The following is a 25,555-nucleotide window of genomic DNA, read 5'->3' on the forward strand; positions in this document are numbered from 1 at the left end:
TTTGCAGGAAATGTCACATTATAAGACCACACTCGCCGATGAAGCAGCAACCCAGGCACTGGGTAAATGCCTGGCACATGCGCTGACGCCGGGCATGAGCATCTTTTTGCATGGCGACCTCGGTGCAGGCAAGACCGCCCTGACCCGCGCCATGATCCATGCCGCAGGCCATAGCGGCAACGTCAAAAGCCCTACCTATACCTTGGCCGAACCTTACCAGGTCAGCATCAAGGGCCAGGCTGTCACCATCATGCATTTTGACCTGTATCGCATGATCAGTGCAGATGAATTTGCCGAGGCAGGCTTCAGGGAAGAGTTTAATGACAGCAATATCTGCGTCGTTGAATGGCCAGAAAAAGCCGATGGCGTGCTGCCAGAACCCGATTTGAATGTATTTTTGCGCGTCGCCGGTGACGGTCGTGAGGTAGAATTGCACGCGTTGTCTGCTAAAGGTATCGCATGTCTCGCATCACTCAAGTTCGCCCCGAATCTATAAACGCTGGAAAGCCTGAAAGTACGTCTGGTACTGATACAGCGCGCTCCCAAAAACGCCGCGTCCTGCTCAAGGCAGGCGGTACCCTGCTGCTCTCTGTCCTGGCACCTGCTGCCAGGGCGGCACAGATATTGGCCGTGCGCGTCTGGCCAGCAGAAGACTATACCCGCGTCACGCTGGAAAATGACAGCGAGCTCAAAACCAATCACTTCGTACTGAAAGACCCATATCGCCTGTTTGTCGATATCGAGGGCCTGGAGCTGAATGCCAAGCTCAAGGAACTGGTCGCCAAGATCAAGTCGAATGACCCCTACATCAAGCAGGTACGCGTGGGCCAGAACCGCCCCAACGTCGTGCGCCTGGTGTTCGATCTCAAAGAAGAAGTCAGCCCGCAGGTATTTACCCTGCCACCGGTAGGCAATTACAAGCACAGGCTGGTATTCGACCTTTACCCGTCCAACCCCACCGACCCTCTGGCAGCATTGATAGAAAAAGGGGAATGGAACAAGGAACCAGGTGCCATCACCCAGGCACCGGTGGCGACCGCCAACCCGGCAGATATATTGGCAGGCAAGAGCGAGCCCAAGGTAGAGCCCAAGCCAGAAGTCAAGCTCGATCCCCAGCCAGAAATCAAACCCGGTGCGCCTGCCATAGAGAAACAGGAAAAACCGGTACAACTGACACGCATGATCACCATCGCCATCGACCCTGGCCATGGCGGTGAAGACCCGGGTGCCATAGGTCGTGGCGGCAGCCGTGAAAAAGATGTGGTGCTGGCGATTGCCAAGCGCCTCAAGGCCAAAATAGAGCAACATCCAAATATGCGCGTCATGCTGACCCGTGACTCTGATTATTTTGTTCCGCTGAATGTCAGGGTGCAAAAAGCCCGTGCCGTGCAGGCAGACTTGTTCATGTCCGTGCATGCAGATGCCTTTGTCAATTCCAGCGCACGCGGCTCATCGGTGTTTATCCTGTCAGAAAAAGGTGCCAGCTCGACCGCCGCCCGCTGGCTGGCAGATAAAGAAAATGCAGCTGATCTGATTGGTGGCGTCAATATCAAGACCCATGACAAACAGTTGGCCAGCGTCTTGCTCGATTTATCGACCACGGCACAAATCAATGACAGCCTGAAGCTGGGCAAGGTCGTGCTCAGTGAGATCAGCGGCATCAACAGGCTGCACAAGGGCTCAGTTGAACAGGCTGGCTTTGCGGTATTGAAAGCACCCGACATTCCCAGCATCTTGATAGAAACCGCCTTCATCTCCAACCCGGAAGAAGAAGCCAAGCTGACCGATAATGCCTACCAGGATCAACTGGCAGATGCGGTCATGAAGGGTATCAAGAAATATTTTTCCAAGAACCCGCCGCTGGCTAAAAACCGCATGACCTGATGTGCTTGATGTGCCTGATATGCTGTACGGGCATTTAATAGCTGCATAGTTTTTGCACTTTATGCAGCGCATTTGCCAGCGCATCAAGCGGTATCGAACCCAGTGCCAGCCGCAAGGCTTGTGGTGTACTTGCTCCTGCAGAAAAAGCATCTGCGGTACTGACCATGACGCCTCGTTTCGCCAGCTCTGCGGTGATCTGCTCTGCCCGCACACCTTCGCCCAGACTCAGCCAGGCATAATAAGATGAGGGATGCGACCTCACATCGCAGCTCTGCAAAATTGTGCGTGCCAGCCGTTGACGCTGTCTGGCATCCTTACGCTTTCTTATTTCCAGCTCATCGACTACACCTGCTTCTATCCACAGGCAAGCCAGGGCGATCATCAAAGAGGGTGTGTTACCTGAGGTGACACGTATCGCTGTTTCCAGCGCAGGTATCAACGCTGGCGGCGCAGCCAGCATGCCTATGCGCAAACCCGACGCAACGCTTTTTGACAGGCCGGAAATATACACCGTCTGTTCAGGCGCATAAGTAAACACTGGCTTGGGTGCAGGTTCTGCCAGAAAGGCATATGCCCCATCTTCTATGATCAAAAATTGATGCTTTTGCGCCAGTTGCGCGAGTTGCTGGCGCTCTGTCTCTGTCATGACCGTACCCATGGGATTATGTATGGTGGGCATGGCATACACGGCACGCACAGGCCGTCGTTTGCACAGCGCAGCGAGGGCTGGCAAGTTCAATTTACCTTCTGCCAGCGGCAAGGCTTCTACATCCAGCCGGGCTGATTGCGCGAGGGTTTTCATGCCGGGGAAAGTCAGCGCGTCCATGACCATAATATCACCCGGTGCCAGCAAAGCCTGCACGGTCACCGCCAGTGCCTGCTGCGCACCATTAACGATGAGTACTTGCTCAGCAGGCAGGCGCAAACCACGGTTGCGCAGATGCCGGGCAATGATTTGCCGTTCATGTGGACGGCCACCTTGGGGTGCAGCATGCAATAAAGCATCGAGGTCGCCGGAACTGGCGATTGAGCGCAAGCCTTCGCGTAGCATCTCATCCTGCCCTGGCAGACAGGGATAATTAAAAATCAGATCCACCGCACCAGATTGCAAAGTCTGCTGCTCCAGCCCCAAGCCACGCGGCAGGCTGGTATCGCGTACAAAAGTGCCACGCCCCATCTCACAAGCCACCAGGCCATGCGTTTCCAGTTCGGTATAAACGCGTGAGGCTGTAGCCAGGGCAATGCCATGTTCCTGCATGAGTTTGCGCAGGGTTGGTAACTGCGCGCCAGGGCGCAATTTGCCACTGCGTATGCGGGTAGCATAATCATCAACGATAGATTTGTAACGAGCCAGGGCCATAAGATAGCGATATAAAATAACAACCAGAGAGTATCTAGAACAATTTTTTTACTGTATCAGGTCAAAAGACTACACTGCCTGCATCTTTTCAGCAAACACCAGGACGCCGTCATGATCAGTTTGAGTACCCTCGCCACCTTCAGCATTGCAGTCCTGCTGTTGCTTTGTTCACCGGGCCCGAACATGGCCTTTGTCATGACTTGCGGCATGCAATATGGTGTGCGTGGCGGGGTTGCTGCCGCCCTGGGCATAGCTGCGGCAGACATTATCCTGACGCTGCTGACTGCCTGCGGGATCACAGCCATCATCACCGCATGGCCACCATCGTTTGACTTGATACGCTATGCGGGCGCGGTGTATTTGCTATGGATGGCTTACAAGGCTTTGCGTCATCCTGCTTCGGCAGCACAAGCTGCGGATAAGACCGTGCCGCTGCGCACGGTATTTGCCCGCTCCTGCCTGAACTGCCTGCTTAACCCCAAGGCCTTGTTATTTTTCATGGTGTTCTTGCCGCAATTTGTCGATACCCAGGCAGGTTTGGTCACCCAGCAATTAGTGCTATTAGGGCTAACGCTGACCATCATCAGCACTGTCTTTCATACCCTGCTAAGCAGTTTTGGCCATGTGATACGCCAGGCCCTGATGCGCCATGCCAAAGTCGCCAAATTGCAGGCACGCATACTGGCGGCAGTGCTGTCCTTGCTGGCCCTGCGTCTGTTATTGATGACGCGCTAACGACACGGCTTTTCAAGAGCGCTGTTATCTGTATGCTATGATTTACCGCCATAGACCAACCCATGGGGAAAATTCCCCCTTACAGGAAATATCCGCCCCTATGGCAATCAAAACCATCTTGAATGTAAGCGCCCTGGCTGGCGTAAAGATCACTTCCCGCCTCATCGGTTACACAGCCTTCGGGGTGTTCTTGAACATGGTTTTATTATTGTTGTTTACCAGCTGGGCTGGCAGGGGCCACAGCGGCTTGCCATTATTATTGCTTTGCGTGACGACCTTGCTGGCACCCATTCTGTATTTCTTCGTGGGTAAAAAGCAGGGTGTCGCCGCTGCCCTGCACTTTCTGGCTGAGCGCCATGGTACTGACCTGAGCCAGTTCGTCGTTGGCAAACTGACCGACAGCTACCCGCAACTGCTGGACAAGGCCCATAGTGCTGGCAGCACCAGTGCGGCCATCCATGAAAAAATCAGCGAACAACTCAATAAAATGGGAGAGCAATCCGCCGTCAACAAGCTGGTCTTTAGCTCGCTGCTGCAAAAGTTTGATTTTATTTCTGTGATAGGCCGGGTATTGGAAAGTAACCCCGCTGCTGGCTCAGGCAGCCGCGAAGAAACCGCAGAAAAAATAGCCAAAGCCCTGGAAGAAAAAATGCGGACAGATGATTTGAAACCAGATTTAAGCGCGCCCCGCAAACTGGTCGTGTGCAATATCGCCGCAGCCCTGTTTTGCGCGAGTATTTTGCCGGTGATATTCAGGTAGGTGGGGAGGCGGTATTCACATGCCAACTCAAAAACGGAGCGTAGGTTGGGCTACGGGGTATCAGCCCAACACTGGGCCTTAACAAACGTATAAGTAATTTAAAGCCGAGTGTTGGGCAGATAAAGCGTTGCCCAACCTACGAAATTACAATCATTTGAAGCCAGATTTAAGTGCGCCCCGCAAACTGGTTGTGTGCAATATCGCCGCAGCCCTGTTTTGCGCGAGTATTTTGCCGGTGATATTCAGGTAGGTGGGGAGACGGTATTCACATGCCAACTCAAAAACGGCGCGTAGGTTGGGCTACGATTTACCAGCCCAACACTCGGCGTTTAAATAACGTATACGTTTGTAAGGATCAGTGTTGGGCTGATGAGGCGTAGCCTCGCGAGGCCCGGCCCAACCTACGAAAATTGCAATCAATCGCAGCATATCATCCGACATTAAAGAAACAAGAACTTTTGCAAAAACCTCACCAAAACCTACTCCCCCACACTAGCATCCGAATCACAAGCCGTCCCCGCTGCTACCCACCGCCTCACTCGCCGGGCAAACCAGCTTTGCCATGCATAAGGCAGAAAACGCACATAACTCGCAGGCTGGACTAACATCCCACAACGGTATTGCTGCACATCGGCATGCCATTCCAGCGCCTGGCAACTGCCGCGAAATTGCAACAAGAACACCCGCGCCACAGGGCAAGGTTCAGCCGCACAGCACACTCCACAACCGTTACAGGTCTGACCCAGGTCAGGTTTGACTGGTGCACTGGCATGCAGCCAGATAACCGTGGATGAAGTCTGCCTGGGCTTCAAGATAAAGACCCGCTTTCAAGAAGGTTTGCGCTTGCCCCTGAAGAGTCTCCACAGGCCACCCAGCACGACAGGTACAACCGCCGCGCCGACACCGACGAGGACTACCGTATTCAAATGGTCACGCAGAATAGGTATGTTACCAAAATAATAACCAGCAAGCACCACGCTGAATACCCATAAAAAAGCACCGAGTACATTGTAGAGCTGGAAAGTCTTGTGCGTCATCTCGGAAAAACCTGCCACAAACGGGGCAAAGGTACGCACCAGAGGGATAAAGCGTGCCAGCACCACTGTCTTGCCGCCATGTTTTTCATAAAACATATGCGTTTTCATCAAGGCGCTGCGGTCTATCCAGCGGAAATCTTTTTCCATGACCTTGTGGCCGATCAGGCTGCCTATCCAGTAATTGATAGAGTTACCTGTGATAGACGCTATCACCAGCAAGGCGATCAGCACCCAGACATTGATGGGCGAATCAGGCGCAGCGCACAGCGCGCCGGCGATGAAGAGCAGTGAATCCCCAGGCAAGAAAGGGAAAACAACAAAGGCCGTTTCACAAAATACGATGGCAAACAAAATGACATACACCAGTGCGCCATACTCCGTAACGAAAGTGCCCAGCATTTTATCGACATGTAAAATGATGTCGAGGAGTTGCATAAAATCCATTATTGTCCCAGGGTCTAGATAGTCTGTACATAAAGCCGCCGCAATCATACACCAGACGGCAATGTCTGCGACGCCTGACAGGTATAATCATGGCATGAATTCGAACCCTGCTACCCATCGCCCCATCCTGGCCCTGCCCGACAACCTGATTTCCCAGATCGCCGCAGGCGAAGTCGTGGAAAGGCCCTCTGCCGTTGTCAAGGAAGTGCTGGAAAACGCCCTTGATGCCGGTGCCAGCAATGTCGTCATCCGTCTGGAAGAAGGCGGCGTCAAGCGCATTGCCATCACCGACAATGGCCGCGGCATACCGCCAGACCAGTTGACTCTGGCCGTGGCCCGCCATGCCACCTCCAAGATCGCCAGCCTCGATGAGCTTGAACATGTCGCCACCCTGGGCTTTCGTGGCGAGGCTTTGGCCTCCATCGCCTCGGTATCGCTGCTGACGCTGACCACCCGCACCGCCGATGCACCCCATGCCTGGCAGATAGAAAACGGCAAGGTCTCACCCGCATCCGGCGCACAAGGCACGACGGTGGATGTGCAAGACCTGTATTACAACACCCCGGCCAGGCGCAAGTTTTTAAAGTCTGAGCAGACAGAGTTTGGCCACTGCGCCGAGATCGTGCGCCGTATTGCGCTGGCCAGACCCGATGTCTCATTCTCACTGAGCCACAATGGCAAGGCAGTCGATCACTGGAATGTCAGCGCCATCGACAAACGCAGTGCGCAGATTTTAGGGGATGCCTTCTCGAATGCCCGCCTGTCTCTCGATGAAAGTGCTGGCCCCTTGCGCATACATGGCTTTGTCGGCCTGCCCACCGCATCCAAGGCCCGGGCCGATGCGCAGTTCTTTTACGTCAATGGCCGCTTCGTGCGCGACAAGCTGCTGACGCATGCCGTGCGCGCTGCTTATCAGGACGTGTTGCATGGTGACCGTTATCCATCCTATGTACTTGGGCTGGACCTGGACCCGGCACTGGTCGATGTGAACGTACACCCATCGAAGATAGAAGTACGCTTCCGCGATAGCCGCTCTGTGCATCAGTTTGTCTTCCATGCGGTCAGCCGCGCCCTGGCGCAAACATCGGCGACGGCGTTTGGCACTGTACCGGGCCCCATGTCTGCTGGCTCTGGCATCGCTGCACCTGCAAATGGCAGCACACCATGGATAGCCGGTGAGCAAACCACCTTTGCAGCGCAGTTTGCCAATCCATCGCCCTATGCTGGTGGTGGTAGTGGTGGAGGTAATACTGGTGGAGGCGGCTACGGCAATGCCTACCAAAACCCTTATCGCCCACAGCCCAATGGCGGCGTCACCCAAAGCATGGAAAGCTATGGCGCCTTCTTCCGCCCCAATGCCAATGCTGGCGTCAACGAGGCAGGTGCCAGCTATGCACCCACCAATCAGGTCGCCAACAGCCTGCCAGATGATGACTATCCCTTAGGTTTCGCCCTCGCCCAATTGCATGGCGTGTATGTGCTGGCACAAAACAGTAAGGGTCTGGTATTGGTCGATATGCATGCCGCCCATGAACGCATACTCTACGAACAATTAAAAAATGCCCTTGATGAAAACAGCATGCCGGTGCAACCCATGCTGATCCCTGTCACCTTCTTTGCCGATGGCGTAGAAGTTGGCACGGTAGAAGAACATCAGGAAACACTCAAGGCACTCGGCTTTGACATGGCGGCCATCTCACCGACTACGCTGGCCGTACGTGCCGTGCCAGCTCTCTTGAAGAATGCCGATGCCCAGTCACTGGCACGTGATGTCTTGCGTGAAGTGCGTGAATTTGGTGGCTCGCGCGTCTTGATAGACAGGCGCAATGAATTACTCGGCACCCTGGCCTGCCACACCGCCGTGCGCGCCAACCGCAGCCTGACCGTGCCAGAAATGAATGCACTGCTGCGCCAGATGGAACATACAGAACGCTCAGACCAGTGCAACCATGGCCGCCCGACCTGGGTGCAACTGGGTTTGAATGATCTCGACAAGATGTTCTTGCGTGGTCAATGATGTGCACAAGAGCGTGATCCATAGCGTGACAAACTCAAAAGCATCCATGAACCAGCCAGCCCAGGCCATCGCCCAGTTTTCGACAGCGCCGCTGTTCTTTTTGATTGCCGCATTCCTGATGCTGCAACCGCTATCGACTGACCTGTACCTGGCGTCCCTGCCCAGTCTGGCGGCAGTGTTTGATGTGCCTGCCTCTACAGTGCAACTGACGCTGTCCATCTTTGTGGCAGGCTTTGGTGGCGCGCAACTGGTCATAGGCCCACTGTCTGACCGCTTTGGCCGCCGCCCCGTCGTCATCGCCGGGCTCAGCCTCTATCTGCTCGCCAGCCTCTTGTGTGGCGCATCGCAAAGCATGGGCATGCTGATTATTGCGCGTTTCCTGCAGGCCCTGGGCTGCTGCTCTGCCGTCATCATTGCGCGAGCCATCGTGCGCGATGCCTATGACCCGCAAGACAGCATCAAGGTCATTTCCAAGGCCAGTAGCTGGGTATCTGCCGCGCCTTTGCTCGGCCCTATCCTGGGTTCATTCCTGCAAGTCAATCTGGGCTGGCGTGCAGCATTCTTTGTGCATGCCCTGCTGGCAGCAGCCTTGCTCATCATGGTCATCTTGCGCCTGCCAGAAACCAATCTGTATAAAGACGCCAAAGCCACCAATGTCAGCGGCTTGCTGAGCAATTACCGCATCGTGCTGGGTGCGCCTGTGTTCTGGGTATATGCCTTGCCGGGTGCACTGTCGTATGGCTCCATCTTTGTCTTTATCTCTGGCGCATCCTTTGTACTGATCAAGGTATTGCTCCTGCCAACAGCCTGGTTTGGTTATTGTTTTGCCTTTGGCGTATCTGGCTACCTCAGTGGCACCGTGGTCTGCCGCCGCCTGCATGCGCGCTTTGGCACCAAGATCACCATGCGCATAGGCAGCAGCCTGTCTCTCGCTGCTGGCGCTACTTTTCTGGCAATGACACTGGCAGGCGTACAGCACTGGACCATGATACCGCCCATCATGTTCATGACCATGGGTGCGCATGGCATCAACTTCCCTATTTCGCAATCCAATTCTGTATCGCCCTTCCCGCAACAGGCCGGCACTGCGGCTGGCCTCATGGGGGCGCTGTATATGCTGGTCGCCTTTATCGTTGGCAGCATCGTTGGTGCCACGCATAATGGCACGGTCTATCCACTTGCCATCATCGCCTGCAGCATGGGCAGCCTCATTTTTATCGCCGCCCGCGCTTTACCAGCATTGATCCCGGCAGAACAACCCGTATGAATATCTCAATTAATAAAGTCATCGCCATCATGGGGCCTACCGCCTCAGGCAAAACTGCTGCCGCGCTGGAAATTGCGCGCCACCACCCGGCAGAAATCATCTCCGTCGATTCTGCCCTGGTTTACCGCGACATGAACATAGGTACGGCCAAACCCAATGCAGCAGAACTGGCCGCAGTACCCCACCACCTCATCGACATCATCGACCCGGCAGAATCCTATTCAGTCGCGCAGTTTCGCAAGGACACACAAAGACTGGTCACAGAGATACAAGCCAGGGGCAAGCTGCCCCTGCTGGTAGGCGGCACCATGATGTATTTCAAAGCCCTGATGGATGGCCTTGACGACCTGCCAGGCGCAGACCCTGCCATACGCGCAGAACTTGATGCAGAAGCCGCCCGCATAGGCGTACCCGGCCTGCACGCCAGACTGGCAACGCTGGACCCCGAAACCGCAGCAAGACTCAAACCACAAGACAGCCAGCGCATACAACGCGCCCTCGAAATCATCGCCATCACCGGCCAGCCCATGTCCGCCCTGCTGGCCAAACAGGAACGCGCCGCCCCGCCCTTCGAAATGCACGCAATCTCGCTGGAACCATCAGAACGCAGCGTACTCCACCAACGCATCGCCCTGCGCTTTGACACCATGCTCCAACAAGGCTTTATCGATGAAGTCAAAGCCCTAAAACAAAGACCAGACCTGCACGCCAACCTGCCATCCATACGCTGCGTAGGCTACCGCCAGGCCTGGGATTATCTCGATGGAATAACCACCCTACCTGAAATGCGCGAACTAGGCATCATCGCCACCCGGCAACTCGCCAAACGCCAGGTCACCTGGCTAAGATCCATGCCAAACCGCATCATCATCGACTGCCTCGCAGCCGATGCCCAGGCACAGATCATGGACAGCGTCAGGCAAGCATTGGCAAGCCCAGAGTGAACCCAGCCAAGTTCACTACAAGCGTTGCTGGGACTGTCGGTGCCAACCTCATTTTTAACAATACGCAGCCTAATTCAGACACAAAACCAGAAATGCTTTGCTTTTTAAGCAAAAATAGCCGCAGTTTCCATCAAAATCTGGTTTTGCATATTGACAGTCAAAAGCCAAACTGACATAATCGCAGGCTTCTTGGTGATATAGCTCAGTTGGTTAGAGCACAGCACTCATAATGCTGGGGTCGGTGGTTCAAGTCCACCTATCACCACCAGAATTTTCTTGCAGAGCGATCTGCCAGATGCAAAGAACCCGCTTTTAGCCTTGTGCTTTAGCGGGTTTTTTGTTTTTTCAATCTTATCACTATCTATTCGCTCAACGTTTCACATCCGAATTTAATCCCAAAAATTTTCGCTCAACGATAACTTCCATAAATAACAAAATTTATAAATTCAGTTCAAGTTATGCGCAAAAAAACTTATTGAATGCTCGAAAAAACTCAAAATCTTTGCTTTTGCTAGCCACGTCTTCAACTGTTCAATTTTCACTTTAATTATCAATTAATAAAGTACAATTAATATCTTATAACCAAACAGTCGGTCAATAGGTTGGGAAAACAAAAAGTAGCTTTTGAGCATTAAGAAGACATCCAAGAACAAAAACGCACTGATCATATTCGGCACCACAAATTGAACATCGCATTTACTGTATGAATCAACTATCAACTAAGGCGGATATTAAACGTGAAACTTATTTCCGAAAAATATAGGTCCCTGAAGCCAACAATTGACTATTTAGTTGATCCTGTAGTAATCGCGCAAGCCTGGAAAAAAACGCACGGCTACATTCGCAGCTTTAACTGGTATGCAGATACTCTTGCTCTAGATGTGTCCGCACTTGGAATTGAAGAGCTTTCCAAAGAGTGGGGTGCGCAACTAGCACTCAAGAAAAAATTAACTCCAATTGAGTTAGTGCCCGCTGCAAAAAGTGAGAGTTGGACAATTGATGAAAAAAACGGTTGGTCTCCAATCCCCAATAAAGAGCGAAAAAATACACCACCACTTCGGCCATTGGCACACCTGACGATTAGAGACCAGACTTGGGCAAGCACCGTAATGCTATGTCTGGCAGACGCGATAGAAAGCGAGCAGGGGGATTGTAGTGAAAAGAATTTTCGAGTTGCTCAGTTCAAGAATGTTTACAGCTATGGGAATCGACTAGTTTGCGATTGGAAGGATGATAAAGCCTGGTTTCGTTGGGGTAACAGTGACACGTACAGAAAATTCTTTACAGATTACCAAAACTTCATCAAGAGGCCTTTGAAAATCGGCCGTGAAATTGCAGAATCTTCAAGAGATCCTGACAATGTCTATATAGTCAATTTCGACCTATCAAAGTTTTATAACAATATTGACATCTCACTTCTCGTCAAACGTTTAAAGAGTATCTCAACTAAATTTGGGAATGAAGCGTGTTCCGAATTCTGGAATGGGGTAAGGCACGTGACAAAATGGGAGTGGGAAGATGCGACAATTAAGATTTTTTCAAAATTAAATCTTGAAAATGCAAAGAAAGGATTGCCACAAGGTCTAGTTGCATCTGGTTTTTTTGCCAACGCCTATCTTACTGACTTTGATCGCGAAGTTGGGGCACAGATTGGTTCGACGATTTCTGATAAATCTGAAATCATACTTCATGACTATTGCCGCTATGTTGATGATATTCGCTTAGTTATTTATAGTGAAAGTGGTGATTTAGCTGAGATATCCGACGAATTAAATATTTGGATATCGAAGATTCTCTACTTACATGGGGGAAAGGAACTATCTGTCAATCAAAAGAAAACTAAAGTTATCAAACTTATAGATTTAGCAAATCGTGGCAGTATGTCTAGCCGCATAGAGATGATTCAAGGTGACCTAAGCGGTCCTGCGGACAGAGAAACTTTAGACAATACTAGCGGTCTTTTAGAAAACCTTCTTAATGCTGATATCGACCTCAACTATAACTTAGCAGAATTACGAAAAACAAAAATTGATCGCAATGACTTGAAATTGGTGACCATTACCCAATTCGACCACGATATTCGACCTGATACATTGAAACGGTTTGCAGCTAATCGACTTGAGTCAATCATGCGAAGTAAGCGAAAAATTGACTTTGATGGGGCATATGATATCGGGCCGAATGTTTTTAAGAATAGCGATAATGAAAGCGAACTATTAGCGAAAAAATTAATTTCTGCTTGGATGAAAGATCCTTCACTCGGACTCGTTCTGCGGAAGGCGATCGAAATATATCCTAATGCTGACTTATTTTCACCTATATTCGAGGCCATATTTTCTAGAAGTAGCTACCGCAATCATTCAAACAAAGTCACCGCCGCCTTCATGGACTTTTTGCTGGCAGATTTGTTTAGATGTGCATCTGATTTTCATGGATATTTTCAAGCAGTGACTTATCCGAAATCTGCAGATCCTAGCGGAATATTAGAAGTCATTTCAAATTATGCTCAAAAGGTGATTGCAGAAAAAAAAGGCCTTAAATTTGTAGAGCGTCAAGCCCTGATGGTACTAGCTGTATTGAACAAGCCAGTTCTTGATAGTTCTGGAGAAAGATCGATTCAGAAAATACTGCACTCGATACTAGTTGGCAGCCCACCAAAAATCAATATCACAACAATCGCTTTATTTGAAGTGGCATCACAAATAACAGGAAAAACAGATAGCTATGCAATTCAATATCTCGAAGCGCTTAAAAATAGCGGCCTTGAGAAAAGTGTTTACTTGATTCCTTTTGCTAAGCGAGGTGGTCCATTCTGGAATTCACTTTGGAAAAATATTTCCCGCGATAGTGATCTTACATTAGAAAAAAAAGAGCTCAAATGGGCTGCAATATTAGAAGTTTCGAAACTACGTGGAAAAAGACAACGCCTTTCAAATGTAATTTCGTCTGGTTCAAATGGATTTGAACACGAAGCGGCCCTACTAAAATTGGCACTGGCGTTAGCAAACTTAGCCACTAACAATCTTGGCATAACAGAATCATCTCCAACCAGAATAATGGTCAGTAAAAACAATACGACTGGATGGGAAGCACTTTGGCATCCAAAAGTAACGAGTTTAGAATGTGACATTGACGAAAATGATACGATAGTCGATCCAAGATTTTCTGTGCCTCCTTGGGTACTCGAACCTGATGGAGATTTGGGTAGCGACAGAGCGGTGATTTATTGGATCGGAGCAATAATGCGCTCATCAGTTTTAGGTCGATTAGATTTCACAGCGAGTAAGCATAAGCTAGGGAAAGCAATTACGTATAAAGGATTGCGCGCAAGTTGGTACAAACGCCGAATGGGCATGATGCATTCCCCAGAATCTGTACTTGGAGAATTTGCGACAGTAACAAATTGGTTTTCAGAGTTATTGATGAGTAGTTTGCAATGGCCAGGCTTTCAATCTTCTTACGTGAGCAATGAAGACATTAAGAATATTGAGGATATTGATACATTTAAAGAATGTATCAAAGTTCGCCTTGATAAACTTAATAGTTTATATTGCAGTGCTTCGAATGTTCCTTTACTGCCGACAACAATTAATCGATCCTCCGAAGAAAATCAACTATTCAGATTGATTACAGTTCAACCGTTGTTGCCACGTACAGAGGATTTTTCACCTGCAGACCCCGAACTTAATAATCCCCAAATTAGGGCGAAGCATAGGGATCATCTATTGGCCATCTGTCAACTAACTTATAAAACACTAAAAACAAAATCGTCTGCAGATAAAGGCAAGCAAAAGCACTTAGCAGACCTAATTGTATTTCCTGAAGTTTCAGTACATATAGACGATCTTGATGTTGTGAAACGACTGGCAGATAAAACTAGGGCAATTATTTTCGCGGGCATCGTTTTTACAGACCACAAAGGTAAATTAGTAAATTTTGCTCGCTGGATAATTCCAGATATTCGAGAAAGCGGTCGCCAATGGATTGTCCGAGATCAAGGCAAGGAATACATGATACCCGGCGAGTTGGAATTAGGTGTGACTGGCTACCGCCCATGTCAACATCTTATTGAGATTCATGGGCATCCAGAAGGACCTTTTAGATTGTCTGGCGCGATTTGCTATGATGCCACGGACATTCGATTGGCTGCAGATTTGAGAGATAAAACAGATTTATTTGTAGTGGCCGCTCATAACCCTGACGTCAACACTTTTGACAATATGGCAGCGGCATTGCACTTCCACATGTTTCAACATATCGTAATCACAAACATTGGCCAATATGGTGGTACAACTATCCAGGCACCTTTCAAATTGCCATATCACAGACTTATTTCACATGCTCATGGAAGTGATCAAATTTCAATCAATATGGCAGATCTTGACTTAGCTGCATTTCGTCGACGAGTGAAATTGTATAAAGAGATCAAAACAAAACCCGCAGGGCTCTAAAACGAACTCAGTATCTGTATATTTCATAGAGAGGAAATTAGGTAAATGCGCTATTTTTTTCGCCGTAAATTATGATCTCCAATCGCATTAATTATATCAATGCCGCCCTCATCATTTTTTCTTGCGTTGTTGCATTCGTCATTCCTTTCGAACTATTTTTATTCTCTTACGCCGTGCTTGGCCCATTGCATTACCTGACTGAAATAGGCTGGCTGCATAAGAAAAATTATTTCACCAAGGGTAAATACGATTTTATTTTTTTGATTGGTCTGTGCTTTGCGCTGTTTTTCTTCCCTGCCCTTGCGCATCTGGCTAAGGACAGCACTTTTGTTGCAGACGTATTGGCGTTTGCGGTTTTATTGGCGCTTATTTTTGCGCTTGTCAAAGACAGGCTGTATCGCACTGCGCTTGTGGCCCTGTCCTTGTTGGCTGTAGCTGTCGTGAATAAGTCCCCGGCTTATTTACTCTTGATGGGCATTTTTCTTCCTACTGTCATTCACGTCTTTATTTTCACCCTGGCGTTTATGTTGTTTGGTGCATTGAAAGAAAAATCGTTTTCAGGATTTTTGTCTATCGCAGTTTTGCTCGTTTGTGCGGTAAGTTTTTTTATTGTCAGGCCAGAGAGTTTGCAATATACGGTGAGTGCTTATGTTCAAAAATCTTACTTTCAGTTTGAGTTATTGAACTTCAGCCTGATCAATGTTTTTCATCTTGATACGCTATCAAAAACCAGTGAGATTTTTAGCAGCAATGCAGGCTTTGTGATCATGCGCTTTATTGCTTTTGCGTATACCTATCATTACCTGAACTGGTTTTCAAAAACATCCGTCATACAATGGCATAAGGTGCCTAAGAAAACCCTGTTTTTGACGGTAATGATCTGGCTGTTGTCGATGGCACTGTACGCTTATGATTACAATCTTGGCATGCAAGCTCTGCTTTTCCTGAGTCTGTTGCATGTGTTTTTGGAGTTTCCGCTGAATGTTGTGTCGTTTGCGGGGATAGGGAAGGCGCTGGCCGGGAGTAAAGGCCAGGTCGCTGGAGTGAAATCAACATAACAAAAAAACCGCTTCTCAAATACAACTGAAGCGGTTTTTCTTTATCACACATGCCAGCCGAATCCGCATTGAATGCTTCTTGGTAGCGGGCTATATCAGGAGGTTAACTCCCTCCCGCTTCCACTGACCACCCTCCTCCCAATGCCTTGACCAGTTGCACGGCAGCGCGGCGTTGCCGCGTGTTGAGGTCACGGGTACTGCGTTGTGCTTGCAGGGCGTTGGTTTGGGCGACGATGACGTCGAGGTAGCTGACTGCGCCTTGTTTGTAGCGGATTTCTGCGAGTGTCAGGGCGCGTTGGGCGGCGACTGCGCCCAGGCTTTCTTCTTTGGCTGCTTCGCCGTAATGACTTAACAATGCCAGTTGGTCTTCGACTTGCTGGAATGCGCCTAGTACGGTTGTGCGGTAGCGCTGGCCTGCCTCATCGAGTACGGCTTCTGCGCCTGCGACCTGGGCTTTGCGACGGCCGCCGTCGAACAAGCTCACAGCCAGGGTGGGGCCGATTGCCCAGAACAGGTTGGGCATTTCTATAAATTTAGCGAAGTCACTGCTTTGAAAGCCGCCTTGTGCGCCCAGGTTAAGCGAGGGGAAGAAGGCAGTTTGAGCTATGCCAACTTTGGCGCTGGCGGCAGCGATGCGCAATTGGGCGGCGGCGATGTCGGGGCGACGTTGCAGTAATGCGGATGGCAAACCCAGCGGTATCGCGGGCGTGGTGGCTGGCACGACCCGGGGTGCGATGCTGAAGCTGGATGCATTGGCACCGACCAGGGCGGCGATGGCATGTTCCATGATGGCGCGTTGTGCCTGTACCTGCTGTGCCTGCGAGCGGGCAGATTGCAATTGCGCTTCTACACGGGCAACGTCAAGGCCGGATGCGATGCCTTCATCATGACGGCGGTTGATCATGTCAACCGCGCGGCTGTAGGCGGCAACGGTGTCGCTGAGCATGGCAGCTTCTTCATCAAAACCGCGCAGGGCGACCAGGGTGTCTGTCAGTGTGGCTTGTAATGACAGGCGGGCGGCAGCGAGGTCAGCCTTGGCGGCTTTTTCTTCTGCGACGCCGGCATTGACTTGTTCGCGCACACGGCCCCAGAGGTCGATTTCATATTGGAAATCCAGGCCCAGGGTAGCGCTATTGTATTCGTTGGGCGAAGTGGGACCTAGTACGCGCAGGGGGCGGCGTTCTGACTGGCGGATGCGCTGGCCGTTGAGGGAGGTGCCCAATGTTGGTAACTCAGCAGCGCGCAACTGGCCCGTGGCTGCCTGTGCCTGGCGGTAACGTGCCAGAGCACTGGCAAGGTCGGGGCTGTTGTCTATGAGGCGTTGTTGCAGGCTGTTGAGTTCTGCATCACCAAACAGCAGCCACCATTCTTGTGCAGGCAGGATCAGGCTTGCATCGCTGGCAGATGCTGGTGCTTCTTTATAGGCAGCGGCCAGCGGCATGACGGGTACCTGCGTGATGGGTGCTTGAGTGCAGGCGGCACACCAGACAGACAAGGTGGCGATGACATAGCGCCTCATGGTTTGGCCTTGGCAGGATTGTTAGTCGTACCCGAAGTACCTGCTGCTGTATTTGCTGCAAGCTGCACGAGGTCACCATTGCTGATGCCGTCTGGCGGGCTGTTGATGACGCGGTCATTACGATCTATGCCACCAGCGATTTCGATGAGACTGCCAAAGTCACGGGCGATGTTGACGCTTTTAAGGACAACGCGGTTATCGCTGCCCAAGGTGGCAACCTGGGTGCCATTCTTGCCAAAGATCAGGGCTGCGGGCGGCAGGTTGATGCTGGTGGTGTTGGCAGCGGATTCAAAACTGACGGTAGCGAAGCCGCCGGGCAGTAGTTCTTTATTGGGGTTTTCAACAGCCAGTTGTACCAGCATGGAACCAGAGCGTGGGTCTATTGCCTGTGCCAAGGATTGCACGGTGGCGGTGTAAGTGCGGCCGGGGCGTTCACGCACGCTTAGCTGGGCGACGCTGCCATTTTGTACCATGGCGACCTGGCTTTGCGGCACGTTGACATAGACGCGCAGACGCTGCACGTCAGAGACGACAAACAATTCACTGCCAGGCGCACCGCCGACATTGATGAGCGCGCCAGTGTCGGTATTGCGGGCGGTGACGATGCCGTTGAATGGCGCTGTCAGGCGGGTGTAGCGTTTGAGTGCCTGCACGCGATCTACATTGGCTTGCAGGGCATTGACGGCAGATTGCTTGGCGGCGAGGTCACCAGCTTTTTCATCTGCCTCTTGTTTGGAGACGGCATCGCTGGCCAGCAGTGATTGCCAGCGTTTGGCGGTGCTGGTGGACAGTGCCAGGTTGCTGCGCGCATTGCTGAGTTCTGCCTGGGCTTGCAATAATTGTTGATCCAGGTCGGGGGTGTCGATCTCGGCCAGCAGTTGCCCTGCCTTGACGGCACCGCCTATATCGACTGTCCAGTTTTTGAGGTAACCGCTGACGCGTGCATAGATGGGAACGCGCGCCCAGGCTTCTATGCGGGCGGGCAATTCAAACTTTGCCGCACCTGTGCCAGCAGTCGCCACCAGCGACACTGTGGGTACGGTGCTGGCGACGGCACGTTCCTTGATTTGCCCGGCTTGCGTGCGGCGTGTGGCTACGCCAGCAATGACGACGATGGCGGCAATCAAGGCCAGCGAGATGCCCAGGATTTTATAGCGGGCAGATGATTTTGCTGAATCAGTTTTCATGAATAAGAAACTCCGGCAACAGTTTGTGGCGGTGATGCCGATGGTGCTGATTTAGCACGGCGAGATTCCCGGTCATGCACGAGGCTGAAGACCACGGGAACAAAAACAAGGGTGGCAACAGTAGCGAATACCAAGCCACCGATAACGGCACGGCCCAGCGGGGCATTTTGCTCACCGCCCTCACCCAGGCCCAGTGCCATGGGCAACATGCCTATGATCATCGCCAGTGCCGTCATCAACACAGGGCGGAAGCGCACGAAGCCGGCATCGAGCGCAGCGGCGGTGGCGTCACCGAGCTCGGCCAGGCGTTCACGCGCAAAGCTGACGACCAGCACGCTGTTGGCAGTGGCCACACCCATGCACATGATGGCCCCGGTCAGCGCGGGCACTGACAAGGTGGTGTGGGTGGCAAACAACATCCAGACTATGCCCGCCAACGCGGCAGGCAGGCCGGAGACAATCACCGCAGGGTCAAGCCAGGACTGGAAGTTGACGACAATCAGCAGATAGATCAGCACGATGGCGCCCAGCAAGCCGTACAGCAGGCCAGAGAAGGCGCGGTCCACGGTGCGTGCCTGGCCCAGCATTTGCACGGTCGTGCCTTTGGGTACTGTGGCTGACATCTCGGCCACGACACGGCGGATATCATCAGCCACAGCACCGAGGTCACGGTCTTGTGTGGCGGCGTGTATCTGTATCATGTTTTGCACGTCGTACTGGCTGACCAGGGCGCTGCCGCTGGCGCGTTCTATACTGGCGAGGCCACCGAGCGTCGCGGCATCTGCAGTAACACCATTACCGACAGGCAGGTTGGCGAGTGAGGCGAGTGAACCGAGCTGGTATTGCGGCGTCTGCATGACGATGGGGTAGCTGACGCCATTAACAGGATTAAGCCAGTAAGTCGGTGCAACCTGGCTGCTGCCGGCGAGATTGACAACCAGGCTGTTGATGACATCACGCGTCGTCAAGCCCAGCAATTGCGCCTGGGTGCGATCGACATTGACGTTGAACACCGGTGCCTTGTTGGATTGCTGTATGCGCGCATCAGCTACGCCGGGTATGGCCTTGATGCGCTTCAACAACTGCTGCGCATAACCAAAATTGGCATCGACATTGCTGCCGCGTATTTGCACGTCGATAGGTGCGGGTGCGCCAAAGTTGAGAATCTGGCTGACGATATCGGCAGGCGGGAAAGAGAAGGTGGTATCAGGAAATTCACGCGGTAGCGCTTCACGCAATTCACGTACATATTCTGCGGTCGGGCGATGGCCTTCACCCAAGGCGATCTGGAAGTCACCATCTTGCGAACCCATGACGCCAGTATTGTTGTAGGTGAGGTTGATACTGCTGGGCGGCAGGCCGATGTTATCGACCATGGTGATGATTTCTTCTGAAGGGATGATGCGGCGTATCGCTTTTTCTATGCTGGCAAAGCGCACGGCAGTTTCTTCTACCCGCGTACCCACTGGCACACGTACGTGCATGAGTACCTGGCCAGAATCAACCGACGGGAAGAAATTGCTGCCGATAAAAGGCAGCAATAAAAACGACAGCGCCACCACCGCCAGAAAACCGACGATAAACGGTTTTCGGCGTGTGACTGCGCGTTGCAACAAGCCGCGATAACCTTCACGCAGGTGTTCAAACCTGGCTTCAAAGCCACGCTGGAAACGCACCAGCGGATTGCGTGAAGGTACGCCATGGTCACCATGCACATCGTCGGCAGTATGTGGATGCAGAAGATAATTCGCCATCGTCGGCACCAGAGTACGCGACAGGATGAAGGAACAGACCATCGCAAAGATCACCGCCTCTGCCATGGGCACGAAGAGGAAGCGCGATACACCTTCCAGGAAGAACATCGGGATAAAGACGATACAGATACACAGCAGCGATACAAAGGCGGGCGTGACGATTTGCTGTGCTCCATCAAGAATCGCCGTTTCTACATCCTTGCCCTGCTCCAGGTGCCAGTTGATGTTTTCTATAGTGACCGTTGCATCATCGACCAGAATACCCACGGCCAGCGCCAGACCACCGAGGGTCATGAGGTTCAGGGTTTCACCAAAGACGGCCAGTGCAATAATGGAACCGAGGATGGACAGCGGGATAGAAATCGCAATGATGACCGTAGAACGCCAGCTACCGAGGAAGAGCAAGATCATGACACTCGTCAGTGCAGCAGCAATCGCACCTTCGAGCGCGACGCCACGGATGGCTGCGCGCACGAACAGTGACTGGTCATTGATGGCAACCACCTTCAATGCTTCTGGCCAGGATGGTTTCAGGGTGACCAGCTTGGCGCGGATGTTGTCGACAATCGCCAGCGTGGATGCTGAGCCATTCTTCAATACCGACATCAATACAGAACGGCCACCATCCACATGTACGATATTGGTTTGTGGCGCATTGCCATCATGCACATCGGCCACGTCACGCAGGTAGATCGTGCTGCCGTTGATGACCTTGACCGGCATGAGGCCCAGTTCTTCCAGCGCGGACGGTGCGCTGTTCATTTGTATGGTGTATTCCAGGCTGTCTATCTTTTGCGTGCCGACTGGTACCAGCACGTTTTGCACTGCCAGCGCAGTCGCCACGTCCTGTGCGGACAAGCCACGCGCCTGCAATGCAGCGGGCTTCAAGTCAATTTGCACCTGGCGCTGTTTGCCACCATAGGGCAAAGGAATCGCAGCACCCGGCACGGTGACCAAAGGCGTACGCACGGTATTCATGCCCAGGTCAAACAGGCTTTGTTCAGACAGGCCCTGCCCTGATAATGCCAATTGCAGGATAGGCACGGTTGCGGCGTTGTAGTTCAGGATCAGCGGTGGCGTGATGCCGGCAGGCATCTGGCGCAAGGCCACTTGCGAAATCGCCGTCACCTGCGCATTGGCAACTGCAATATTCACACCGGGCTGGAAGAAAATCTTGACGACGCTGATACCAGGATAGGTATTGGCCTCAATATGCTCAATATCATTGACGGTGGTGGTCAGGCTGCGCTGGAACAAGGTAGAAATGCGTCCCGCCATCTGATCGGGCGGTAGCCCGGTATATTGCCAGGCCACGGCAATGACCGGCATGCGTATTTCAGGGAAAATATCAGTAGGCGTGCGCAATGCAGCCAGCGGCCCCACAATCAGGATGACCAGCGCCATGACGACGAAAGTATAAGGACGTCGCAAGGCGACACGGACTGCATCAATCAGCACATTCAACTCCGCCGGTCTGAGGCCTTAAGGCCCCGGTTGATAAAACAAAATATAGAACAAACGATATAACAAGCGATAGAGCAAAAATCGGGAACAAGCTAAGGCAGGCACAAGCAAACAGCAAAGCAAAGCCCTTACCAGGAAATTGGCAGCGACAAATAGTAAAGCAGATCAGTGCGCTTGATAAGCCGCATAATCTGCATAAGTATATGAATATAGCTCATGAGTAGGTATTCCCTGGCTTTGCGCCTGTCTCATACCCTGTATTGCTACATACTTGCTACATACCGTTACATTAGCGAGGCGATTTAGCCGCTTTAGTGCTGCACCAGAGCCGGGTCAGGTCACTATAAAGTAAGCTCAGTTGGAATTGATCAGGCCATATCAGACGGTTTTGCCAGCGCAGCCAGGGTGGCCTGAATGAAAGGGCCTTTGGCGTCAGAATACGCCGCCTTGTCATTGGCATGCGTTTGTGCCAGTTGAAGCTTTAAAGCCTGGTACTGTGAGCACAATTGCACATCTGTGCGCAGAATATTCCTGAACGCCAGGTGCTCATTCCAGAACGGCGAACCAGTCACAACCGCATGCAGGTGTATGCGTAGCGAGTCTGCGGGTGCTTTGACAAAGTAGCGCCGCATGGGCAACTCTTGTTCATACTTTGGCACATAGACATAGTCCAGTTTGGCAAGAGCCGGTATTTTTGCTTCTATCTCTTGCAGCGAACTGGCCCCCAGCAGTACGTCCAATACAGGTTTGGCCGCCAAACCGGGTACCGACGTGCTGCCTATGTGCTCCAGGCTCACGGCAACTGGGGCGAATACAGCCAGCAATTCACCCTTTATCTGGAGAAAGAGCGCTGGCCATTCTTTTGAATAGGGCGATACGATGACTTTGGACATACTGACTATTCCTGAGGTACGTAGCTGCCCTTGTTTTCTTTGATGAAGAGATTTAATTGCTCCAGCAAACCAGTACTATCATTGCGGGTGATGAAATTGAAGGTTTCGGCTGTCGCCCCATCAATGTGGTGGATATCTGCCAGCGCCAGACCGACTGCCACATCGCGGCCAAACTGACTGCGCAGGTATTGGTTGCTGACATCGCCTTCGGCAAAGGCATCGGCGCGGTGGTCTGCGATGAGGGTTCTGACAATATAGGCCTGGGCATCTGGCTGGCCTTCGGCAATGTCATCGACATACAGGATGCTGCAATGGGGGTAACGGGTTTTGGCGTCGATGTCAGCGGTTGATCCACGGGTGACGACGATGGATTTGCCTGAGAGCTTGAGGTAGTCGTCAAATGCAGCCTGGTCGGCGCTGCGCACCAGCAACGACCTTTGCACCTGGAAGTAGGCATCACTCCATGAGCCGCCTGGCCCGGTATCCCGCTTGTCGCGTTTTTGGACACCGGCGGCGGCGATGTCGCACTTATCCTCGTCAGGCATGGTCCAGATGCCGTCAAAATCATGTTCTATGAGAGCAATTTCCAGCCCTTGGGAGATCGCAAATTTTTCCAGGAAAATGACGTCCAGCCCGGTAAGCTGGCCTTGCTCATTCTTATAACAAACCGGGGCAAAGCCGCCATAAGTACAGACAGTTAATTTGCCTGGAACCTTGGTTGTGATCGCTTCTTTCGTCATCGCATTTCCTTTTGATTGATGAATGGATGGAAAACTGTCTTACTATGGTTTAGCTATATCTTGCTCTGCGTCATCAAGGCTCTCCAACTTCAGCAACTCAGCTGTTGTCAGGATGCCGATATTGACAATATTGTAGCCTTTCAATGCTTCGCAACGTAGCGAACCTTGCGTACAGAAGCGTATATCCCCAAGGTAGTTTTCGTCCGGATAATAGAAGAACAGCATGTCGCCAGCGCTTTCTATATTCATGGCGCGGTCCAGGACCTCTGCAGGGAATTTTCCTTGGGTAACCTTGAGCAACCACTCACGAAATCTTGGAATGGCGGCGGTCGAGATTTCTTTAGTGACTTTATTGTGTGGGGCATGAAAACCCAGTCTTGTCTTTTCCAGATGCTTGCTGGCAAGCATCCGTCTTTCGGTGCCCGCCATGAAGATGAGCGCGCAGGCAGACATGCAATTGCCATTGACTGCAGTATTGATCCTGCCTTCTGTGATCAGTGCTGCAATGTCATAGGCGGCGCGCATATTGCCACCAGGGCTTTCTGTCATCACGACTGTTTTGACTGGTCCTTCTTCCAGTTTTTTACGGAATAGCTGGCTATCTTCTGGCACCACCTTGCCAAACAGTATCAGAGTCTGGTTCGACCTGAGCATGGTCATGGCTGTGGCATTGCCGGAAAAAAGCACAGCGCACAAGGAGAGGAAAGCAAAAAGTTGTTTAAGATTAGATGGCATGGAGATAAGCATTTGTTATTTCGAGAAAAATTTACCTGGTGAAAGCGCGCGCCAATTCCACAAGTACCTGCTGCTGTGAATAAGCGAAATGCTTAACAATATGATATTAGACACTACCTGTTCAATATTTAACAACGCTTTTATTACATTATCTACCGCACAGAAGGAGACAGACACTTCGCTGATAATAGGCATCACTAACAACGCCATCACATCCATATCTTAAAAAAGGTCAAAGCCATGCTCATCCTGTCTACCGCCAAGTCGCCTGCTGCAAAGCAAATACTGATCGCTTACGGCGTTGCCTTGCTGGCAGTGCTGGGCCTGGATGCGGTATGGCTGGGGCTGTTGATGACATCGACCTACAAGTCTTATCTGGGCGAGCTGATGCTGGCACAACCCAGGCTGATACCAGCGGCGCTGTTTTATTTATTGTATTCCTTTGGACTGACAGTATTTGGAATTGTGCCTGCATTGCGTGCGCATAGCTGGCAACAAGCCGGGCTCATGTGTGCCTTACTGGGTCTGGTTGCGTATGGAACGTATGACTTGAGCAATTTGGCGACGCTAACAGCCTGGTCACCAGTGTTAACGGCAATTGATATTTGTTGGGGTGCACTGCTGTCATGTATCGCTGGTACGCTGGCATATGTTGCTGCCCGTCGCTTTGGCTGAACGGAATTTCTTACGTTGAGGCCATGCTGTAACCAGCATGTGGCCTAAAGTACAGAAATAGTCTCTCACATGCGGGATCATGGTACTCAATAGCGTCCACCTTCCCGCTCCACCCGCCATTACCCTGCGCCTGAAAATCAGTAGCTTTGATTGGCGCGCTCCTCACCTGAAAGATCGCGCCATGCTTACGCTGTCACTTGATACAACGCTGACCCTACAACATTACTTGATTGCCTATGGCAGTTCCCTGCTCAGCATGCTTGCGCTGGATGCAGCGTGGCTGACCATGGTGATGGGTCCCTTATATAAATCCCATTTGGGTGACATGATTCTGCCAAAACCAAGGATTGCGCCAGCGGCAGTATTCTATTTGCTCTACGCGATGGGTGTGGTGGTATTTGCCGTGGCACCTGCCTTGGGCCAGCAAAGCTGGACTTGTGCCTTGATGTTGAGTGGATTACTAGGCATGATTGCCTATGCGACCTATGACCTGACCAATCTCTCTACACTCAAGGGCTGGTCGTTGACTTTATCGCTGATCGATATAGGATGGGGTACGTTGATGACGTCCATCGGCGGCACAGTGGCTTATTTTGTCGTCAACCGGGCGTCTTGATTATATTGGCATCTG

General features: G+C 51.7%; 20 protein-coding genes and 1 tRNA gene. 13 read left to right on the forward strand and 8 right to left on the reverse strand.

Annotated elements, in window-relative coordinates; genetic code table 11:
* The first annotated feature begins 10 nt into the window (after positions 1-10).
* Together tsaE and ACO0LL_RS25385 are read left to right on the forward strand one after the other, a co-directional pair.
* Positions 11-496 (forward strand): tRNA (adenosine(37)-N6)-threonylcarbamoyltransferase complex ATPase subunit type 1 TsaE, encoded by a 486-nt coding sequence (gene tsaE / locus ACO0LL_RS25380; RefSeq protein ID WP_422953594.1) that lies wholly within the window; start codon positions 11-13, stop codon positions 494-496.
* On the forward strand, positions 460-1,884 hold the full coding sequence (locus ACO0LL_RS25385; protein ID WP_422953595.1) for an N-acetylmuramoyl-L-alanine amidase: 1,425 nt from the start codon (positions 460-462) through the stop codon (positions 1,882-1,884). Before tsaE ends, ACO0LL_RS25385 begins: the two co-directional genes overlap by 37 nt.
* A gap of 34 nt (positions 1,885-1,918) precedes the next feature.
* On the opposite strand, the gene ACO0LL_RS25390 is transcribed toward ACO0LL_RS25385, so the two are convergent.
* Positions 1,919-3,244, reverse strand: a complete 1,326-nt coding sequence (locus ACO0LL_RS25390; RefSeq protein ID WP_422953596.1) for a PLP-dependent aminotransferase family protein — start codon at positions 3,242-3,244, stop codon at positions 1,919-1,921.
* A gap of 111 nt (positions 3,245-3,355) precedes the next feature.
* Between ACO0LL_RS25390 and ACO0LL_RS25395 the strand changes: the two genes are divergently transcribed.
* The 3 genes from ACO0LL_RS25395 (at position 3,356) to ACO0LL_RS25405 (ending at position 5,533) form a co-directional block, all read left to right on the forward strand.
* Positions 3,356-3,979, forward strand: a complete 624-nt coding sequence (locus tag ACO0LL_RS25395; RefSeq protein ID WP_422953597.1) for a LysE family translocator — start codon at positions 3,356-3,358, stop codon at positions 3,977-3,979.
* Between the two features lie 100 nt (positions 3,980-4,079).
* Positions 4,080-4,739 carry a hypothetical protein gene (locus ACO0LL_RS25400; protein ID WP_422953598.1) on the forward strand — a complete coding sequence of 220 codons (660 nt, stop codon included), beginning with the start codon at positions 4,080-4,082 and terminating at the stop codon, positions 4,737-4,739.
* A gap of 635 nt (positions 4,740-5,374) precedes the next feature.
* On the forward strand, positions 5,375-5,533 hold the full coding sequence (locus tag ACO0LL_RS25405) for a hypothetical protein (RefSeq protein WP_422953599.1): 159 nt from the start codon (positions 5,375-5,377) through the stop codon (positions 5,531-5,533).
* Between the two features lie 33 nt (positions 5,534-5,566).
* On the opposite strand, the gene ACO0LL_RS25410 is transcribed toward ACO0LL_RS25405, so the two are convergent.
* Positions 5,567-6,220 (reverse strand): DedA family protein, encoded by a 654-nt coding sequence (locus ACO0LL_RS25410; RefSeq protein WP_422953600.1) that lies wholly within the window; start codon positions 6,218-6,220, stop codon positions 5,567-5,569.
* Positions 6,221-6,314: 94 nt separating this feature from the next.
* On the opposite strand from ACO0LL_RS25410, the gene mutL reads away from it, so the two are divergent.
* From mutL to ACO0LL_RS25440, 6 genes are all read left to right on the forward strand, one after another.
* Positions 6,315-8,237 (forward strand): DNA mismatch repair endonuclease MutL, encoded by a 1,923-nt coding sequence (gene mutL, locus ACO0LL_RS25415; protein WP_422953601.1) that lies wholly within the window; start codon positions 6,315-6,317, stop codon positions 8,235-8,237.
* Positions 8,238-8,283: 46 nt separating this feature from the next.
* The gene (locus ACO0LL_RS25420) at positions 8,284-9,504 is read left to right on the forward strand and encodes a multidrug effflux MFS transporter (protein ID WP_422953602.1); all 1,221 of its coding nucleotides are present in this window, start codon (positions 8,284-8,286) and stop codon (positions 9,502-9,504) included.
* The gene (gene miaA / locus ACO0LL_RS25425; protein ID WP_422953603.1) at positions 9,501-10,448 is read left to right on the forward strand and encodes a tRNA (adenosine(37)-N6)-dimethylallyltransferase MiaA; all 948 of its coding nucleotides are present in this window, start codon (positions 9,501-9,503) and stop codon (positions 10,446-10,448) included. The genes ACO0LL_RS25420 and miaA overlap by 4 nt, the downstream gene beginning before the upstream one ends.
* 191 nt (positions 10,449-10,639) lie before the next feature.
* Positions 10,640-10,716: transfer RNA gene (locus tag ACO0LL_RS25430), tRNA-Met, on the forward strand.
* A gap of 469 nt (positions 10,717-11,185) precedes the next feature.
* Positions 11,186-14,899, forward strand: coding sequence for an RNA-directed DNA polymerase (locus tag ACO0LL_RS25435; RefSeq protein WP_422953604.1), 3,714 nt, complete (start codon positions 11,186-11,188; stop codon positions 14,897-14,899).
* A 71-nt stretch (positions 14,900-14,970) separates the two neighbouring features.
* Entirely contained in the window at positions 14,971-15,957 is a 987-nt protein-coding gene (locus tag ACO0LL_RS25440; protein WP_422953605.1) for a hypothetical protein, read from the forward strand.
* A 103-nt stretch (positions 15,958-16,060) separates the two neighbouring features.
* Here ACO0LL_RS25440 and ACO0LL_RS25445 read toward each other — a convergent pair whose 3' ends face one another.
* The 6 genes from ACO0LL_RS25445 to ACO0LL_RS25470 all read right to left on the reverse strand — a co-directional run bounded on the left by ACO0LL_RS25445 (position 16,061) and on the right by ACO0LL_RS25470 (position 24,249).
* Complete coding sequence (locus ACO0LL_RS25445; protein ID WP_422953606.1) at positions 16,061-17,476, reverse strand: efflux transporter outer membrane subunit; 1,416 nt, start codon at positions 17,474-17,476, stop codon at positions 16,061-16,063.
* Positions 17,473-18,663, reverse strand: a complete 1,191-nt coding sequence (locus ACO0LL_RS25450) for an efflux RND transporter periplasmic adaptor subunit (protein WP_422953607.1) — start codon at positions 18,661-18,663, stop codon at positions 17,473-17,475. The genes ACO0LL_RS25445 and ACO0LL_RS25450 overlap by 4 nt, the downstream gene beginning before the upstream one ends.
* Entirely contained in the window at positions 18,660-21,872 is a 3,213-nt protein-coding gene (locus tag ACO0LL_RS25455; protein WP_422953643.1) for an efflux RND transporter permease subunit, read from the reverse strand. Before ACO0LL_RS25455 ends, ACO0LL_RS25450 begins: the two co-directional genes overlap by 4 nt.
* A gap of 377 nt (positions 21,873-22,249) precedes the next feature.
* Positions 22,250-22,774 (reverse strand): GrpB family protein, encoded by a 525-nt coding sequence (locus ACO0LL_RS25460; protein WP_422953608.1) that lies wholly within the window; start codon positions 22,772-22,774, stop codon positions 22,250-22,252.
* A 5-nt stretch (positions 22,775-22,779) separates the two neighbouring features.
* Entirely contained in the window at positions 22,780-23,514 is a 735-nt protein-coding gene (locus ACO0LL_RS25465; RefSeq protein WP_422953609.1) for a substrate-binding periplasmic protein, read from the reverse strand.
* Between the two features lie 42 nt (positions 23,515-23,556).
* Positions 23,557-24,249, reverse strand: a complete 693-nt coding sequence (locus ACO0LL_RS25470) for an ATP-dependent Clp protease proteolytic subunit (protein ID WP_422953610.1) — start codon at positions 24,247-24,249, stop codon at positions 23,557-23,559.
* Positions 24,250-24,489: 240 nt separating this feature from the next.
* Between ACO0LL_RS25470 and ACO0LL_RS25475 the strand changes: the two genes are divergently transcribed.
* Both ACO0LL_RS25475 and ACO0LL_RS25480 read left to right on the forward strand, forming a co-directional pair.
* A complete protein-coding gene (locus tag ACO0LL_RS25475; RefSeq protein ID WP_422953611.1) occupies positions 24,490-24,924 on the forward strand; it encodes a DUF2177 family protein in 435 nt (144 codons plus the stop codon).
* 79 nt (positions 24,925-25,003) lie between these two features.
* Positions 25,004-25,540 carry a DUF2177 family protein gene (locus ACO0LL_RS25480; protein ID WP_422953612.1) on the forward strand — a complete coding sequence of 179 codons (537 nt, stop codon included), beginning with the start codon at positions 25,004-25,006 and terminating at the stop codon, positions 25,538-25,540.
* Positions 25,541-25,555: the final 15 nt, after the last annotated feature.

It is taken from the genome of Undibacterium sp. TC4M20W, from assembly GCF_049340245.1.
Classification (GTDB): Bacteria; Pseudomonadota; Gammaproteobacteria; order Burkholderiales; family Burkholderiaceae_D; genus Undibacterium.

Coding starts and splice junctions, on each gene's coding strand:
- ACO0LL_RS25445 (WP_422953606.1), bottom strand. CDS start 17,476: ATGAGGCGCTATGTCATCGCCACCTTGTCTGTCTGGTGTGCCGCCTGC.
- ACO0LL_RS25410 (WP_422953600.1), bottom strand. CDS start 6,220: ATGGATTTTATGCAACTCCTCGACATCATTTTACATGTCGATAAAATG.
- ACO0LL_RS25420 (WP_422953602.1), top strand. CDS start 8,284: ATGAACCAGCCAGCCCAGGCCATCGCCCAGTTTTCGACAGCGCCGCTG.
- ACO0LL_RS25385 (WP_422953595.1), top strand. CDS start 460: ATGTCTCGCATCACTCAAGTTCGCCCCGAATCTATAAACGCTGGAAAG.
- ACO0LL_RS25390 (WP_422953596.1), bottom strand. CDS start 3,244: ATGGCCCTGGCTCGTTACAAATCTATCGTTGATGATTATGCTACCCGC.
- ACO0LL_RS25400 (WP_422953598.1), top strand. CDS start 4,080: ATGGCAATCAAAACCATCTTGAATGTAAGCGCCCTGGCTGGCGTAAAG.
- ACO0LL_RS25460 (WP_422953608.1), bottom strand. CDS start 22,774: ATGTCCAAAGTCATCGTATCGCCCTATTCAAAAGAATGGCCAGCGCTC.
- ACO0LL_RS25475 (WP_422953611.1), top strand. CDS start 24,490: ATGCTCATCCTGTCTACCGCCAAGTCGCCTGCTGCAAAGCAAATACTG.
- mutL (WP_422953601.1), top strand. CDS start 6,315: ATGAATTCGAACCCTGCTACCCATCGCCCCATCCTGGCCCTGCCCGAC.
- tsaE (WP_422953594.1), top strand. CDS start 11: ATGTCACATTATAAGACCACACTCGCCGATGAAGCAGCAACCCAGGCA.
- miaA (WP_422953603.1), top strand. CDS start 9,501: ATGAATATCTCAATTAATAAAGTCATCGCCATCATGGGGCCTACCGCC.
- ACO0LL_RS25450 (WP_422953607.1), bottom strand. CDS start 18,663: ATGAAAACTGATTCAGCAAAATCATCTGCCCGCTATAAAATCCTGGGC.
- ACO0LL_RS25395 (WP_422953597.1), top strand. CDS start 3,356: ATGATCAGTTTGAGTACCCTCGCCACCTTCAGCATTGCAGTCCTGCTG.
- ACO0LL_RS25440 (WP_422953605.1), top strand. CDS start 14,971: ATGATCTCCAATCGCATTAATTATATCAATGCCGCCCTCATCATTTTT.
- ACO0LL_RS25470 (WP_422953610.1), bottom strand. CDS start 24,249: ATGCCATCTAATCTTAAACAACTTTTTGCTTTCCTCTCCTTGTGCGCT.
- ACO0LL_RS25405 (WP_422953599.1), top strand. CDS start 5,375: ATGCCATTCCAGCGCCTGGCAACTGCCGCGAAATTGCAACAAGAACAC.
- ACO0LL_RS25480 (WP_422953612.1), top strand. CDS start 25,004: ATGGTACTCAATAGCGTCCACCTTCCCGCTCCACCCGCCATTACCCTG.
- ACO0LL_RS25465 (WP_422953609.1), bottom strand. CDS start 23,514: ATGACGAAAGAAGCGATCACAACCAAGGTTCCAGGCAAATTAACTGTC.